This window comes from Halorussus aquaticus (assembly GCF_024218795.1).
Lineage (GTDB): Archaea > Halobacteriota > Halobacteria > Halobacteriales > Haladaptataceae > Halorussus > Halorussus aquaticus.
This window is the reverse complement of record NZ_CP100400.1, coordinates 3,559,778-3,576,263: the sequence shown is the minus strand read 5'-3', so window position 1 is coordinate 3,576,263 and position 16,486 is coordinate 3,559,778. Positions and strand designations below refer to the sequence as shown.

Sequence of the window (16,486 nt, the reverse complement as noted above, 5' to 3'; positions counted from 1 at the left end):
ACTGCGAGCTCGGGACGGGTCGCTCTACCAGTCGGTGGAGTTCGGGACGGTGGGGTCCATCAATCGGAGGGGACGTTGGGCGTGTGGGTCCGTCGGTCGGAGGAAAGCGTTTGTCGGTGGACGCCGTGGGTCGCGGTATGGACGCGGACCCCGACGCCATCCGCGAACGCCTGCAGGTCGTGCACCTCGACGAACCACTCTCGGTCAGCGAGGAAGCGGTACTGTACGCGGAGGACCCGCAGACGGGGTGTATCGGGTTGGGCGAGGTGGAGGCCGAGGCGGTCGGGAACGCGGTCTCGGTCGTCGTCCGATACGAACGCGACGAGCGTAGCGGCCCGCCGTACGTCAAAGCCCCCGGCCGGGTCGTCCGGAAATCGTGGGGGCGAGACCGGACGGGCGTACTCAGCAGAGTCCGGGACCTCCTGTGAGCCATCAGTGACGTGAGAGCGCGAGAGGAGGAGCGAGCGGCGCAGGTCACTTTCGGATGATGTACACCAGCGGCGATGGGTCGGTGACGGTCGGGTATCCGGGCACGTACCGTGTCGGGGGCCAGACAGTAAAGGTCTCCGAGAGTGCGGTCGAGAACGGCGGTAACGTCAGCGTCGGCGCGTAGTCAAGCCGTCTCTTTTCGCGACTCCACCTCTACTCGTGTCTCTACACAGTTTTCGCGTCCGTCACCACGTGAGTCCTTCGTACGTGATACCGTCGCGGCGCTCCACGACGCGACGACCGTCCACGACCACTGGGTTCGCCATCGCGTCGAACGCCGAGTCGAGGGCGGCGAACTCGTCCCAGTCGGTCACGACCACCGCACCCTGCGCCCCGTCGAGTGCGGCCTCCGCGGAGGATGCGTACTCGACGTCGGGGAAGCGCTCGCGCATGTTCTCGGTCGCCACGGGGTCGTAGGCCGCGACGTCGGCGCCGCGCTCGCGGAGACCTTCGATGACGGGTATCGCGCGGGAGTTGCGCACGTCGTCGGTGCCGGGTTTGAACGCGAGTCCGAGGACAGCGACGCGCTTCCCGTCCGGGTCCAGATGGACGTCGAGCAGGTCGAGCAGTCTGTCGGGTTGTTTCTCGTTGACCTCGACGGCGGCCTCCAACAGGGCGGGTTCGTAGTCGGCGTCGCGGGCGGCGGCGACGAGCGCCGACACGTCCTTCGGGAAGCAGCTCCCGCCCCACCCGACGCCCGACCGGAGGAATCGCTCCCCGATGCGGTCGTCGAGTCCGATGGCTTCGGCCACCTCGTAGGCGTCTACGTCGTACTCCTTGCAGATGTTTCCGAGTTCGTTGACGAGACTGACCTTCGACGCGAGGAAGGCGTTGTTGGCGTACTTCATCATCTCGGCCTCCCGAATTCCGGTCTCGACCAGTTCGGCGTCAGACTGGTCGAGCAAGGGCGCAAAGACCTCGCGGAGGCGCTCGCGTGCGAACTCGGTCCGGGTTCCGAACACGACCTTGTCGGGGTCGCGGAAGTCCGCGACCGCGCTCCCTTCCCGGAGAAACTCGGGGTTCATCGCCACGTGGAGGTCCTCGCCGAGTGTTTTCCCGGAGGCGTCGGCGAGTATCGGTGCGACGGTCTCCTCGGTCGTTCCGGGGACGACCGTGGACTTGACCACGACCAGATGCGGGTCGTCCTTCGAGGCGAGTGCGTCGCCCAGCGACCGGACGCCCGCTTCGAGAATTTCGAGGTCGATACGGCCGTCGTCGCCCGTAGGCGTCGGCAACGCGAGGAACGTCACGTCGGTCTCGCGTGTGGCGGCGTAGTCGGTCGTCGCTCGCAGGCGGTCGCCGCCGTGTTCGGTGACCAGTTCTTCGAGACCGGGTTCGTGGATCGGGGCTTCGGCCGCGTTGATGGCCGCGACGACTTCCTCGTCGATATCGACGTTCGTCACCTCGTGGCCGTAGTCGGCGAAGCAGGCGGCAACCGTAGTGCCGACGTAACCGCTTCCGACGATACTGAGGTTCATTACTGGATAGGTCAGCGTTCGCCTCCTTGAGCGTTCGGATACGTTCGACCGTTTCCGTGGAGTTGGAGGGGATACGAGAACATCACAGGTCGTTCGTGGCGGGAACGCACCGCAGAAACTCCGCCGGTACGTCGAGGTTCCGGAAAACCGGGACGGACTTTAGAAAGGCGCGTCGACGCTGGTGTCGTTACCAGTAGCGGTCCCCGTATCAGCCTTCCTCCCGTCGGCGTTCAGGGTCTCTGCGAGGTCACCGCGTTCTTCGAGTTCGACGAGGATGTCGCTCCCGCCGACGAACTCGCCGTCCACGAAGGTCTGGGGGATGGTCTCCCAGCCGCTGTGCGCCTCCAGCGCCTCGCGGAAGGCGTCGAGGTTCTGAAGCGCGTCGACCGTCTCGACGTCGTCGCGGTACCGGCGGACGAGTCCGAGCGCCCGCTTCGAGTAGCCGCACTGCGGCATCCGGGCGTCGCCTTTCATGAAGAGGACGACCTCGTTCTCCTCGATAGCCTCGTCCACGCGCTCAGGGACTTCGTCAGCGTCCAGTCCTCGGTCGGTCGGGTCGAAAGTCATGCTGGCAGTACGTCCCTCGTGAGGCGTCATAGAGCTTGGGTCGATAGACCCGTGATTTCCCTCACGCGTATTCAGGTATTGGCTGACCGGCATCGGTTCTGACGAGTCCGACTCCGGAACGACTCGAAGAGCGAACGGATTTTGTTCGTCTCCTTAGAACGGTCTCTGCGAGAGACAATTAGGTGATAGAACTCGTCGCGCGTACGGATTCATCGTTCACTGTCGGGGAAGCCCTGCGGCGGATGCAGCAGTGAGCCGAAGGGCACCTAGAACGCAGAAACGAAGCCGAGCACGGAGACGACGCGGCCGGGGAGTAGGGTCGAACTGCAGTCGCCGCGTCAGAACGGGTTCGAGAGGTACTCCTTCGGAATCGCGTTGCGGGCGGTCACCAGCGGGTCGACAACCTGACTGATCTCCAGACCGCCGACGAGGCTCGCGAACATGTAGGCGTCGGTCGCGTCGAAGCCGTGTTCCCGGCCGAGCAGTTCGACGAGGTCGACGTGCGCCAGTTCGCAGGCGTCTTCGAGCGTCTCGGCGCTCGCGACGGTCTTCCACGCGTCGCCCGCGTCGACGAGGGGTCGCTCCAACGAGACGGCCGGGTCGGAGACGACGTCGAGGGTCACGTCGACCGCCGTGCTAATCTCGGCTCCGGTCCCGCACATCTCCCCGTCGGCCATGGCGGCCTTCGCGTCGCCCATCGCCAGCATCGCGCCCTCCTGGAACACCGGGAAGTAGATCGTCGACCCGGTGGTGACGTCCGTCGTGTCGAGATTCCCGCCGTGGTCGTGCGGAACGAGGGTCGTGTATGACTCGGAGGCCGGTGCGACGCCGATGGTCCCGATGACCGGCTGGATGTCGACGTCGATTCCCCGGAAGTCGATGCTGTCGCCGTCGACGGGCGTAATCCTGGTCCGGGGTTCCTCGATGCGGTCGTCCTCGTGGAGGAACCCGAAGCCGGGAATCGTCGTCACCCGGTCGCGGTCCTCGGTCACCCGGACGTCCTCGATCTCGACCGCGAGGACGTCGCCCGGTCGGGCCCCTCGACCGCTATCGGTCCCGTCGCACCGTTCACCTCGTCGGGGACCTCGTCGATGACGGTCGACTCGTCCTGTACCGCGCCGCCGAGGCTGTCTATCGTCTCGATAGTGAGCGACTCGCCGTCGGTCGCGGTGTACGCGGCGTCGAGGTCCGGGGTGAACTCGAAGACGAGACTGTCGTCGTGTGAGACTGTTTGCCGAGGTTTCGGCGGTTCTTGTCCGCCGCCCGTTATAACTCTGGGGAACGGCCGTTCTATCGCGTTTCTCGGAGGAACGTTCTTGTCACGCGTCTCGTATGTGGGGGTATGGACGGAACAGGAACGGTCGTGGCGATTCACACCGCTCCCGAAGCGGAGGCACCGATGCGGTCCCGGGACGAGGTGGAAGCCGTCGCCGGGGAGGGACTTCGAGGCGATCGCTACTTCGAGGGTATCGGTACCTTCTCCGATGTCCAGGGCGGCGGCCGGGAAATCACGCTCACGGAATCCGAGGCGATCGAGGCGATCGAACGCGAAGCGGGGATCGCCGTCGACTTCGACGAGCACCGCCGGAATATCACGACCCGCGACACCGCCCTCAACCATCTGGTCGGCGAGCGGTTCCGCGTCGGCGAGGCCGTCTGCGAGGGCGTGCGACTCTGTGAACCGTGCGACCACCTGCGCCGGTCCACCGTCGACGGCATCGAAGACGCTCTCAAACATCGCGGGGGACTGCGTGCCGACATCGTCGAAGGCGGCCCGATTCGTATCGAGGACTCGATCGAGCCCCTCTGACCGCCTCCGATGGTCTGCGATAGCGTAGCACAACATCTTTCTCACCCGCTACTGGTGAGTTCTCGTATGGACTCTCCCGTCCGAACTCCGGACCCGCCGACGACCGCGTACGACCGACTCTATACTCTGCTCGCCGAGCGAGAGGCCGACGCCTTCGTCCACGTCGGCGATCGGTTCGACGACCTGCTCCGGTATCTCACTCGGTTCTCCGGCCCGGACCGCGACTACGCGTTCGTTTACACCGAGGGACAGGCCGCACTGTGTGCCCCGCGCTTGTTCGCGCAGCAAGCCAACCGCGAGTTCCCCGGTGACCGCGTCTACACGGTCGCCGACCAGTCCGCATTGAGCGCCTCGTCCCGGGCCATGGAGGCGCTCGACGACCTCGCGGATAGCTGTTCCTCGCTTCTCGTTCCGGCCTCTTTCCCGAGCACGTCCTACCGGGACCTCGACGTAGCAGTGGATACCATCGACGTGCTGGATACAGCCGCGGAAGACGTCGGCCGCCGTCGGAAGACTACCGCTGAACGAGCCTGTCACGCCGCCGTCCAAGCAGCGGCCCAACGCGGTATGGCGCGTGCGGAGGCCGTCTTGGCAGCATCGGAACGAGACGGCGACGAACTCCAGTGGGAGGGCTCGCCTCTGACGACCGAACGACTTCGGCGAGAAGTGAACGCGGTCTTGGCGGCCGACGGCGTTCGCGATGCCGATAACACCGTGATAGGTGCGGGCGAAACCTGTACCGACCTCCACTTTACGGGAACGGACGGGATCCATCCCGACGAAACGGTACTACTCGACCTCTCCCCGCGAGGCCCGCACGGCTACTACGGCGATTTCACCCGGACGTTCGTCGCCGGAGAGGTCGACGAGTGGGAGTCTACCGCGTACGCGGCGGTGACGGAAGCCCAGGACGCGGCCCTCGCGGCGCTCGAAGACGGTGCAGGGACCGTGGCCAGTGACGCTCACGCGGCCGCGACCGAGGTCCTGTCGGAACACGGCTTCGCGAGCGGCGAAGTCGACGTCGGGATGTATCACGGGGTCGGACACGGAGTCGGCGTCAGTCTCCACGAAGCCCCGTCGCTGACGAGCGACACCCGACTGGAAGCCGGGAACGTCGTGACCGTGGAACCGGGCGTGTACGACCCGGCGCACGGTGGCGTTCGGATAGAGGACCTCGTCGTGATTACCGAAGACGGCTACGAGAACCTCACTGAGTATCCGCGTGAGCTGACGCCACAGTCGACCCACTCTCGGTGGGAACCGTAGTAGTCGCTGCTAGGCCCGAAGTCGAATGAATTGTCGGTCACAGAGTTCCAAACCGAACGTCACCTTCGTCCGGCATCCGGAAGAGGTCGGCGACCGACTAGGGGGCCCGTGGCCCAGTCGAGCGACGAATCCGTGGTCCATTACTGCGTCTAATACGCTTCGACGGGAGTATGTTCTATTCGCTATGGAACATATTTACGGATTCGTGCCCTCTGTTCGCACATGGCCGCGAGTGACTCGCCGCCGATAGGACTCCGACATCCGACAGTGAATCCGCACGCGAGTGCCGACACCTCGACGCACGGTGCGTGCGAATGCAACGACTGTGGCTACGCTGTCGAGTTGGACGACACCCTGCCACCGAAATGTCCCGACTGCGACGGTGCGTTGACGTTCGTGATGTCCTAATCTCCCCTACCGATAAACCAAGCGCCTCGTCTGACTCCTCCCCGGAGCCGTGTCGAGGTTAGAAGTTATCGGATAGCCGTGTCCGGGTCAAAACGAGATTCTCCGGCCTATTCGACACGAGTTCTACTCTGTTCGCGCAAGAACTGTTGGAGATACCAGTAGCCACCTGCGAACTTGCCGGTCGTCCCGGAGAACTTCCAGCCGCCGAAGGGCTGTGCTTGGACCAGCGCGCCCGTGGTCGCGCTCTGAGACCGATTCACATAGCACATCCCGGACTCTATCTCGTGAAACCAGCGGTCGATCTCCGCGTCGTCTTCCGAAAATAGTCCGGCACAGAGGCCGTAGTCGCTGTCGTTGGACTTTGCGATGCCTTCCTGAAGGTCCGAGACGGGGTGGATCGTCACGAACGGGAGGAAGTGTTCCTCGCGAGCGAGGCCGTGTCCGTGGGGGATGTCGGTGACGACGGTCGGTTCGACGTAGCGTCCCTCGGGGAGGTCGTCATCGTCGACGACGGACCCACCAGTCCGAATCGTCCCGTCAGTCCGCGCTTGCTCGGTAATGTTCCGATAGCGCTCGAGTGCGCTATCGTCGATAACGGGGTTGACGACGGTGTCGAGTCTTTCGCCGCGACCGATACCCAATCGTTCGGTCGCCTCCACTAATCGGTCGGTGAACTCGTCGTAGACGTTCTCATAGACGTACACGCGGGAGGTCGCCGAGCACTTCTGGCCGCTGAACGAGAACGCGCCCATCGCGACGCCCTCGACCGCGCCGTCGAGGTCGGCCTCGTCGCTGACGATGACCGGGTTCTTTCCGCCGAGCTCGGCGATGACGGGGCCGCGCTTGCCCTGCTCTCTGAACGCCCGCTCGATGTCGAGACCGACTTCGCGAGACCCCGTGAACGCGACGCCAGCGACATCCTCGTGCTCAGTGAGGGGTTGGCCGACTGTGCTGCCGCCGCCCGTGACCAAGTTGAACACGCCGTCGGGAATCCCCGCGTCGGCGAGGATATCGGCGTACTTGTGGGCGATCAGCGGCGTCGCGCTCGCGGGCTTGGCGACGACGGTGTTGCCAGTGATCATCGCGCCGGCCGTCATTCCCGCGAGAATGGCCAGCGGGAAGTTGAACGGAGCGATGACCGCGAAGACGCCGTACGGTCGCAGCAGGTTCGTCGTGTGCTGGTGGGGCGTCGGTTGGCCGGTGTTGAATTGATAGCCGTCAGAGCACTCCAGTTCGAGGCTGTAGAACCGGAGGAAATCGATGGCCTCGTCGACGTCGGCCATCGCCTCGGTCCTATTCTTCCCGTTCTCAAGCGAGAGCGTAGCCGCCAGTTCGAACTTGCGATCTCGCATGCGGTCGGCGGCGTCCCGGAAGACGGCGGTGTGCGAATCGACGTCGCGGCGCTCCCAGTCGGGGAACGCGTCGGCGGCGGCGCTCACCGCGGCGTCGACTTCGGCTTCGCCGCCCGCGGCGAACTCGCCGATTTCGAGGTCGAAATCCCCAGGACTCGTCACCGTGAATCGGTCCTCGGCCTCGATGGAGTCACCGTCGATGCGGAGTGCGTGGGACGCTCCCAGGTCGGCCCTGACCGACTCCACGGCCGCCTCGTAAGTCTCGTGAAACTCGTCTTCGGAGCCGTCTTGCTGGTACGTGAGCAGCGTTAGTTCGTTCTCGAACTCGAGTGGTTGCACGGGTCTAGGAAGCGGTTCGTGCGTTTATACTTTCGTCTCAGCTTCGTGGGATAGTCCCTCGGTCACTGTAGCAGTTTTTCGCCCTTCTGAATTCCGCTTCGCGAGTCTGGGAGGCTTCGTGCTCCGTCGCACTGGATAGGTACCTCAACCCCACCAATTTGCATCAGTTTTTAGGCCCGGACGACTCGGCAAATAGTTCGCTACTTTCTGCGAGGCCCACGCTCTACGGAGATTGCAAACACACCAATGGTGACTTTTCAGTTCCTTCGCTCTGCTTTCCAGACCAGTTCCTCCTACCTCACCTTCAGGATAGGCAATACGACGGCAGTTCACAAACTAGCTAATTTCCGAAAGATACGCTGCGTGAGTGGGTGTAGACTCTGCTTTTACGTTGTTCTTTTGTTGGTGTTCTAGGGCAATCGGACGATTCTACGTATTGCTTGGGTTCTCTGGAGAGACACTATGTACGTCCGGATTCGCGTCTGTGAGGGGTCTGGTGATTCTGCACGTAGCGGGGTCCGATTCTGAGTGGATGGCGGTAGAAAGAGAATTTGACGGTACATCCCCGGTTTTAATGTCGAATTCGGGTGTTTCGCCGGAATAGATTCAGGGGAGTTCTCCAGTTCGTGCTGAATGCGAAATGGGGTCGTGAAGGCTTCTGCAAAGAGAGAATCGCCTAATCGGTCGTCGTAGAATGCGCTCCTGTAGTGTTTCCCGTTACGAGGTGGGGCCGAATTACTGGATACACCCTAGCTGCGCTGTCGAATTTTCGGGAATTCCTCGCTGAGAGCTCAGTGCAACTCGAGCCTATCTGCTAGTTTTAGCGTCTCTCCCGATCGGTATCGAATCAGGTGGTCTGTTCATGCTACGTGCGCGAGACTGAGAGAACGGGGTAAAAGGGTACATCGTCCACGAGAGTCGTTCTTTCGGGTGATTCACGAAGTGTGAACGGCCTCGGGCAAGTAGTTCGGGGGAACGCTCGTTATTATGAGGAATTAGAGATTGCCGAACGACTTCGAGATATCCGCCTGCTTATCCTGTCGGTTTAGACGAGAGTTGGAAAGCTGTGAAGTAAAGATGTGTCGGTGCGCGTGTTGAAATCGGTATCTAGTACCATCAAGTACCCCGGTTGCATTTGTGCCGGTACTCTGGGACCGAGTCGCTTCGACGGCGTCCCTCGATTCGAGATGACAATGCTTCCGACTACCTCCGACCTTCCCGAACTGCTTGTTGAGTACGACCAGTGGGTGTGCTGGCGCGAACAGACACGTGGGGATAAACAAACGAAGGTTCCCGTGAATCCCCACACGGGCCGGTTTGCGTCCGCGACTGACGACGAGACATGGGGGAGTTTCGAGACGGCACGCGAGTATGCAGTTGATGGATCGGCTAACGGGCTCGGCTTCGTCTTCTGTAACGACGATCCCTTCGTGGGGGTCGACCTCGACGACGCTCGTGACCCAGAGACGGAAACGCCGACTGACTGGGCGAAATCCATTATCGACGAACTCAACTCGTACACCGAAATCAGTCCGTCTGGAACGGGATATCACGTCCTCATCGAAGGTGAACTCCCGCCCGGACGGAACCGACGAGGTGACGTTGAACTCTACGAAACTGCTCGATTCTTTACCGTCACCGCCAACCACGTTGAGACGACTCCGACCGATATTATCGAACGTACAACGGCTCTCGCTGGCGTGTACGCCGACCACGTCGCCGACGAGGACGAACCTGAGAACACAGACAGCGAGCGAAACACGGAATCCAGTGACGGGGATGACGAACCCACCGAAACGGAAACAAGTAGCATCGAAGCGTCCACATCACCGAACGAGGCGCTCTCGGACGAGGCGTTGCTCGCTCGGGCGCGAGCAGCGTCCAACAGCGCGAAGTTCGAGCAACTCTGGCGTGGTGATACCCACGGATATGACAGCCAATCTGAGGCGGATATGGCGCTTGCATGCCTGCTCGCGTTCTGGACTGGCGGCGATACCCACCGAATGGATCGGTTGTTCAGGCGGTCGGGCCTCATGCGTGAGAAATGGGATGCCGTCCACTACGCTGACGGAAGCACGTACGGTGAGAAGACGATCGAGCGTGCAGAGAACGTGACGACTGAGTACTACTCGCCGAGCGGAGAGCAGGGTCAGCAAGCACAGGCAGAATCGGACACGGGAGAGTACGATTCGTCTGTTAACTCGGTGGCGGACTCCTCATCAGTCGCTGGCGTTCAGCCGTCCGACAACGAAGGAACCGTCTACGAACGGGAGAAAGCACGCATCGAGACGATTACGAGGCTCGAGCAGCGACTTCGTGAACTCGAAGCCGAGAACGAACGTCTTCGGGACGAACGAGATATCGAGCGTGCAAAACGGAAAGCACTCGAAGACGATACCTCACAGGAGTCTTCGCCCACTGGGATTATCTACCGGCTCAAACGGGTTCTATCTGGATGAAATGGGCGGTGGGGACCCGTGGAGTGATGCGTACGGAACGAGTCTGCATTACGTTCTCTCTTCAGCTGTTTCGACACGTGGCTCGTTCTCCATCGCGGTAAGTTGGTTGTAGGTTTGTGCGACCGTGGCGAGGAAAAAGACACCGAAAAAGGCAGATCCGAGTTGTGCAATCAGAAACCCGAGGATATCGGGGAGAAAGATTCCGGGGATTCCGAAACCGATGCTGACTAGCAGTGCGATGATTGCGACGACGATGCCGAGTCCGAACAATCGTAGTCGATGGCCGCGGGTCAATCGCCAGCTGTTCCGGAACCCTTCGATGAAGTTCTGATCCTCGACGGCGACATAGACCTCCCAGAAAAAGAGGCTCACGAGCAGGAACAAGCCTGGAACAACGAGAAAGAGGAATCCGATAGCGATGGTGATTCCAAAGATGATGCCTCCGATGATGAGGTTCAACCCCGCCCACAAGAGGTTGTGTCTAAAGTGCGCTTCGGGTATCTGCTCTGTTTCTTCACTTACGAACGTCCGTAGTGCACCGATTGTAACGACTATGGAGATGATTCCGAGAAGCAACGAGAGGAGGCTAGTGAGTACCGGTGAGAGACCCAACGATGGTGCGTAGGGCTGCATCCCTTCAACAGGAGCAGGCCCCATACCCGGCCCACCAACTGGGTCCGGAAGCATAGCCGGTTGAGCTGGAGTGGGCGAGAACAATCCCTCAAGAAGAGAAATCAGGTAGAAAATACCGATGAAGAGTAGCCCATTTCGTGCGACAGTCCGTTCATATCCATCACTCACAACGCCTCCAATATCAATTGGCATGCGTATAGTCCAGCACCACGTCAACTACGAAAAAGATGGTAGCCGATGAAAAGCGCTTAGAAAGAGAGCCTTGATTCCCGTAGACGGCTATTAGACACTTTGGAACTGGTTGAACCTCTAATGTGCATACCTGCGCGGGTTATCCTCCAAAGTGGTCTTCTGCGATTGCTTTCAAGGAGTCGTCCGGATATGAGTCTGAGGAGATATCCTGTGACTCCATCGAGTTGACGAGATCACGAACACGGTCAATATCCGAAGCCGCTATCTGAGCAATATTGAATCCCTCTTGACCACAGTAATTCATCTGCTCTGAGAAGGAACCTTTCTCGATCTCATCCTGAATATCGCTGTATAGAATCTTTGGGTCAAGTTCCTGAACCGCTGAGAACCTAAGGCGAGCACCATCCGACTCACTAAGGATGACGCTATCTACGGTCAGAAGATGACTGAGACAAGCGCCGTGTTCGTCGACACTTCCAGTACAGTAGAGGAGCCCTTCATCTCCAGGTGAAATGCTGTTCCATGCCTCTCGTCGTCCATATCCCTCTCGTTTCCAGAATGGACTTGCGTTAAAGTACTCGCCATGCTTGAGTGGTTCATCACAAAAGCGTGGGCCTTTCGCGCCAGCAACATACCGAGGGTCAGCTTTCTCCTGAATGGAATGTCCACTTACCTGAATGAGGAATGCCGACATAGGTACTTAGCGAATCCTTCCCTCTATCTTATTAAATTACAGGTATACTATTTCGCGTCTCTCCCTCGATAGAGTCCCTATTTCCCTTATCACGGTGATTCGAGGTCGAGCAGCGACCCCCGAACATACCCGAGCGTATGAATCTCTGAACACCCCGGCGCATCGAGCCGGAACGCTCGTGGAGGTGAGGAGCGACTGTACTCCTTTTCCACCCGTCGATCACCAGTCGGCGGCTCGTTCAACGCCTCCAGCACGTCGTGAGCGGCATCCCGGTTCTTCACAATCCAAATAGCATCCTCGGGGTCGAAGGCCGCCATCTTGTCGTAGTCCTCCGGGACTGCTCGGAGGATGTCATGGTTCGCACGCTCGGCCTCAACGACAGCCTGAACGTTTCCGTCAGCGTCGAGGCCTGCAACGTCCAGTCGGTGACCATCGTCGAGTTCGTAGTACGGAACCACCTCGACTACGTCTGAATCGGAGTCGTTCGCGTAGGCGTCTTCGACGTATTGACGACCAATCTCAACCATCACGCGATGGAGGCTCGACTCTCCAAGGTCACCGACACCGTGGCCGTACGCAATTCCTTCGCGGTGGGCAACCTGGATTTCACTTCGGCCGTCCGCAGTCACCGTGTAGAGACGGTGTGGGTGGTCACAGTCAATACGGAGTAGATCATCGTCGACGAGTTCGTCTACTGCTTCGGATTCAATGCCGACGTACTCTTGGAGGCGGAGCATGCTGTCCCAACAGATGTCGTACTCCCATTCGGGATCATACTCGCCTTGATGGGCCGCATAGACGACCTGCAGGAATGCGAGTTGGCGGTCGGAATACTCACTTTCCTCGCGCTCCTGTGGCGAGAGGGTTAGACTGACCTCACAGATGGGAATCTTGTCGCGGTCAATACGGTCGAGGCTCGAACAGCACTTGATACCGCGCTTTAGGCCAGCAGGCGAAGGGTCGTGGCGACTCTCACACCCCGTGCAGACGATAGCGTGGGCGTCTTCATTGTATTGAATGCAAGTGGGCAGTCGCTTCGTGTAGGGAAGCGCTGAATCGACGCGTGTGTTGGTCGTCTCAGTAGCGGGAGAGCCGTTTTTGCTTCCAGGAGCTTGAACGGTGGTACTCGGTCGCGACTGTGCTTGCCCATCTGCGAGGAAATCGAGTCCGTAGTCGAGCCGCGTTCGGTCCTTGACGCTGTCGAGAAGTGCCTCGAACGCCAGCGACTGTGTTTCAGTTAGTGGGTCATCGCCTTCGGGGTGTCCCGGTGGCAGCGGAGCCGACGAAAGGAGGAACGGACGTGGTTCTCGGTCTTGGAATCCAGCCGGAAGGCTGGCGAACCACTGTCCACGGCGGAGTGCCCGCAAGCGATTGCCGACCTCACTCGGAGGAATGTCTTCGGTTGCAAGTCGTTTTTCGAGATCTGAGTCGACCGCGACGTTTCCCGTGATGATGGTCGAGATGTTGTTCAGAATCTCGGCGTAGGCTTCCGTGTCCGTATTCCGGACTTGTGCTGGAAACTGCATGGCGAGCGTCACCGAGAGGTGAAATCCTCGGGATTTGGCGAGCAGGTCGGTCATCAGGCCTGAGGCCGCGACCTCTGCGGCCTCCTCAACGTAGAGGTTTACCAGTGGCAGGTCGTCCGTAGCGTTATCTTGGTAGTCGTCTTCAGGTAAATCCCTCTCTTTCGTGTGGAGACGTTGACGCCGCCGAAGTGCCGTCCAGAGGTTCGAGAGTAAGACCAGCGTAAGCGCCCGCCGACTCTCCGTTCGCAGACCGCTCGTGTCGAAGATTACGACGGCGTCCTCGTCGAGTACGTCGAAGAAATCGAACTCCGGGTCAGGCGCTGTTTCGTCCCCGTCTATCCTCGCTTCGGTCGTATTCTGTGGAACGTGATTGAAAAGGTGGGCGAGGCGGTCGTCAAGCGGGACTTTCTCGATTCGGTTCATCACGCCCTGCATGAGTTCGTCGAACGAGCGCTTGCTGTTCGTGACGACACCGCCGAGCATCACCGCGAGGTCGTCGTCAGTAACGGGCGGTGCGTCTCGCGTCTCAGCCATCTGTGTGGCTTTCTGCTGGAGGTCGCGATGGCTGAACGCGTCCGCTCCGTGGACCGGGTCGAACAGCGCTTTGACTAGGTACCGGATGATGTCCGGCGACCGGACCGCACGTTCGAATCGGTCGCGGCCCATGATACCGATGAGAAGCTCAATGTAGTGATCGACCGTGTTCTGCACGGCCGTCGCCCGGTCGATACCCGCCTCAAGTTGTGGCCGAATATCGAAAAACGAGAGCGCCGGGAGTGTTTCAGCACAGTCGAAGTAGTAGACGTTGTCGAGGTTGCCGTATTTGGCGTAGTGCGCTCGTAGGTACTCGACCGGCATACCATCGCCCTTCGGTTCGATGAGAATCGAAGCCCCGCTGGTCGCGGCGTGGTTGTCGAGCATTCCCGTCGTGAGTCCAGTCGACTTCCCGGACCCGGTTTTCCCGAACCATGCGACGTGTAGGGGTTGTAGCTCAGGTGGAAGTGCGATCGGGTCCGTGGGGGTGTCGTCCTGGGAGAGGGGCTGGCCGAGCGTGAGGCCCGACGTCCGGTACTGGGTGAGTTGTTCCTTCGTGGGCCGTGGGAGTGCAGTTTGTTCTCCCCGAGACGGGGCAAGTGCTCGCGTTCCCGCTGTGGTTAAGGCTGCACCATCGAGGAGACAGAAGTTTGTCACTTCCGTCGCGTCAGCGACAATACCGGAACTAGTGTTTGTTGTCCCCGGAATTTTCGTTGCGAGTCGCTCGTAGTTTGGTGGCTGGAATTGGCGTTCCCGGATTGCATCAAAGACGGCGACACCATCACTTCCCGTGTGAACTGTACCATTAATCTCGTAGCTCGTCCGGCTCACGTCACTAAACGCAGACGTTAGTTCTCGGACTGCCCGCTTTGGGTCTTCAGTCGGAGGTTCGGTATCGCTCTTGTCTGTGATAGCGATGGCGCGTGCGTTCACCTCGAACGAACGACGAGCATCCTTGGCTTCGAGTTCTGCGAGGCGCTCTTCGTCACTCGCTGGAAGAGCAGGGTTCGACTCGTCGGGTGAACCAAGGACCGCGTTCGCCAGTTGTCCGCCGAGAGTGTCGATGTTCATCTCGATGTCGAGACGGCGGTCTTCGAGGTCGTCGGTCCAGTCTAGTTTCGGGCGGAGTAGAGCTTGGTAGACCATCGGCAGGTCACGCTCAGCCATCGTCTCGACGACTGCCGTCAGCGGAACTCGGGCATGGTCGTCTTCGTCGTGACTCGTAAACTCCTCGAACGGCGTGAGTTTGGTCTGCCAATCACGGCGTCTATCGGTCTGGCCCTGAAACTCAACGCCAGCGATTTTAGTGGCTTCACTATCTGCTCCGTCGGCCATCTCATCGGATAGTGTGAGTTGGTCAGCGTGCCATTCCACACGGTCAAACTCGTACGAGTTCGGGAAGACGCCACGGAGAATGCGTTCTAGTTCATCGACCGTGTCTTGCTCGTCGATACCGACGTAGTAGGAGAGCGAAGATTCCGTGTTGGAAACAAGGAGGAACTCTAGCGTGGGACGGATCGGTCCTCGGAAACGGTCGAGGATGCCGTCTGGTTCAGGGTACGTGATTTGTTGCAGTCGCTTGAACTGGCGCTGTATCGTCTTCGGGTTGAGGGCGTTGTCGGTCGGTTGAACACGAATGTATAATCGGGTTGACTCACCGTCAGTTGTTCGATGGTTTGTTAGATTGTCTCGACTATCAGAGGGAGTGGAGGCTGTAGGTTCTTCCATAGGTTTGTGCGTAGCTAGGGGTGGACAGATTCTCCCACTCAGAATCAACGGATAAAACCCTTCTCTCTGTTGGTGATAGGTATTTCAGGTAGAAAACCACCCTTTCGGAGGTGTTGTTCGTCAGTAGATATCCCCGGTGAGATTTACCGTTCCATTCAGAATATTCTGGTATGTATTTCGTTGAGATTGAAGGGACGTTACTCGATTCGCAGAGGAGCAAGGTGGCTAAGATAGACCGTTATTTTATGGAAATCTAGCAGGACGCGGCTTGACAGGGTTTTCTCTCAATGTCTCTCAGCCTACCCGATTCGGACACGTTCTCGGCATGCGAGATGTTCACGGACTCTCTTCGGATCTCCGGCCCCACATCGATTACCACCCCCGAAACCGACTCTCTCGGAAGTAAAACTTGCCCTTTCGCTCCCGTAAGTCGCTCAAGGCGACCTTCGGTCGCCGGACAAGCCGATCAAGTATTACAACCGAGAGAGCCGGGACCAGGGGTATGGCAATCGAGTGGACCTACGAACCGGAAGACAGTTGCGATGAACACTTCGCATGCCCTGTGAGCGCGTCCGCATCGGGTGTGGCTGAAGTCGACTGTACTCGATGTGGCGCAAAGGGCATCAGTCACTAACTAACCCACCTTCTCACTTCGTGGAGTGACAATATCGCTTGGAACGCCAACCTTAGAGTTTGGACACGGGCTACCCTCGCTCGTTGAATTGGTCGACTTACTCGTCAAAGAACTTGATATCATCCACAGTACGATTTGAGGTGGCTCCGGAATCGGTATCTGGACCTATGTTCGAAGACGGCACACCCCGCGCGCCGCATGCCGCCCTCCGCATCGCTCGCGACAGACCATTCCGGGCATGCGGCGCGAAGCGCCGTTCCGGGCTAAAGTGAATGTGCCTTCGACGCCAGCGGGTCTCCCGTTTCGGTCCCGGACTTCCGGAGGCTTCCGGGACGCTCCGCAAGCTCCGCCCCGCGACGGACGTAGTTGCGTCGCGG

The 16,486-nt window shown here is 59.9% G+C and carries 12 protein-coding genes and 1 pseudogene; 6 read left to right on the top strand and 7 right to left on the bottom strand.

Annotated elements, in window-relative coordinates:
• Positions 1–137 precede the first annotated feature (137 nt).
• Positions 138–428, top strand: coding sequence for a hypothetical protein (locus NGM06_RS18365; RefSeq protein WP_254268343.1), 291 nt, complete (start codon positions 138–140; stop codon positions 426–428).
• A gap of 56 nt (positions 429–484) precedes the next feature.
• On the top strand, positions 485–613 hold the full coding sequence (locus NGM06_RS24185) for a hypothetical protein (RefSeq protein WP_256567950.1): 129 nt from the start codon (positions 485–487) through the stop codon (positions 611–613).
• Positions 614–674: 61 nt separating this feature from the next.
• Here the strand turns inward: NGM06_RS24185 and aglM are convergent, their stop codons facing one another.
• The 3 genes and pseudogenes from aglM to NGM06_RS18350 form a co-directional block, all read right to left on the bottom strand.
• Positions 675–1,967, bottom strand: a complete 1,293-nt coding sequence (gene aglM, locus NGM06_RS18360) for a UDP-glucose 6-dehydrogenase AglM (protein WP_254268342.1) — start codon at positions 1,965–1,967, stop codon at positions 675–677.
• 159 nt (positions 1,968–2,126) lie between these two features.
• Entirely contained in the window at positions 2,127–2,534 is a 408-nt protein-coding gene (locus NGM06_RS18355) for a glutaredoxin family protein (RefSeq protein ID WP_254268341.1), read from the bottom strand.
• A gap of 338 nt (positions 2,535–2,872) precedes the next feature.
• Positions 2,873–3,804: pseudogene (locus NGM06_RS18350) on the bottom strand (acetamidase/formamidase family protein).
• 72 nt (positions 3,805–3,876) lie between these two features.
• Between NGM06_RS18350 and NGM06_RS18345 the strand changes: the two are divergent.
• The 3 genes from NGM06_RS18345 to NGM06_RS18335 all read left to right on the top strand — a co-directional run bounded on the left by NGM06_RS18345 (position 3,877) and on the right by NGM06_RS18335 (position 6,018).
• Positions 3,877–4,344, top strand: coding sequence for an MOSC domain-containing protein (locus NGM06_RS18345; protein ID WP_254268339.1), 468 nt, complete (start codon positions 3,877–3,879; stop codon positions 4,342–4,344).
• Between the two features lie 66 nt (positions 4,345–4,410).
• Positions 4,411–5,610, top strand: a complete 1,200-nt coding sequence (locus NGM06_RS18340) for a M24 family metallopeptidase (protein WP_254268338.1) — start codon at positions 4,411–4,413, stop codon at positions 5,608–5,610.
• A 222-nt stretch (positions 5,611–5,832) separates the two neighbouring features.
• Positions 5,833–6,018 (top strand): SIR2 family NAD-dependent protein deacylase, encoded by a 186-nt coding sequence (locus NGM06_RS18335; protein ID WP_254268337.1) that lies wholly within the window; start codon positions 5,833–5,835, stop codon positions 6,016–6,018.
• 107 nt (positions 6,019–6,125) lie between these two features.
• Here NGM06_RS18335 and NGM06_RS18330 read toward each other — a convergent pair whose 3' ends face one another.
• Complete coding sequence (locus NGM06_RS18330; RefSeq protein WP_254268336.1) at positions 6,126–7,709, bottom strand: aldehyde dehydrogenase family protein; 1,584 nt, start codon at positions 7,707–7,709, stop codon at positions 6,126–6,128.
• Positions 7,710–8,896: 1,187 nt separating this feature from the next.
• Between NGM06_RS18330 and NGM06_RS18325 the strand changes: the two genes are divergently transcribed.
• Positions 8,897–10,168, top strand: coding sequence for a phage NrS-1 polymerase family protein (locus NGM06_RS18325; protein ID WP_438267629.1), 1,272 nt, complete (start codon positions 8,897–8,899; stop codon positions 10,166–10,168).
• A 48-nt stretch (positions 10,169–10,216) separates the two neighbouring features.
• Here NGM06_RS18325 and NGM06_RS18320 read toward each other — a convergent pair whose 3' ends face one another.
• From NGM06_RS18320 to NGM06_RS18310, 3 genes are all read right to left on the bottom strand, one after another.
• Entirely contained in the window at positions 10,217–10,993 is a 777-nt protein-coding gene (locus NGM06_RS18320; RefSeq protein WP_254268334.1) for a DUF7847 domain-containing protein, read from the bottom strand.
• A 139-nt stretch (positions 10,994–11,132) separates the two neighbouring features.
• A complete protein-coding gene (locus NGM06_RS18315) occupies positions 11,133–11,687 on the bottom strand; it encodes a hypothetical protein (protein WP_254268333.1) in 555 nt (184 codons plus the stop codon).
• Between the two features lie 89 nt (positions 11,688–11,776).
• Positions 11,777–15,475, bottom strand: coding sequence for a type IV secretory system conjugative DNA transfer family protein (locus NGM06_RS18310; protein ID WP_254268332.1), 3,699 nt, complete (start codon positions 15,473–15,475; stop codon positions 11,777–11,779).
• Positions 15,476–16,486: the final 1,011 nt, after the last annotated feature.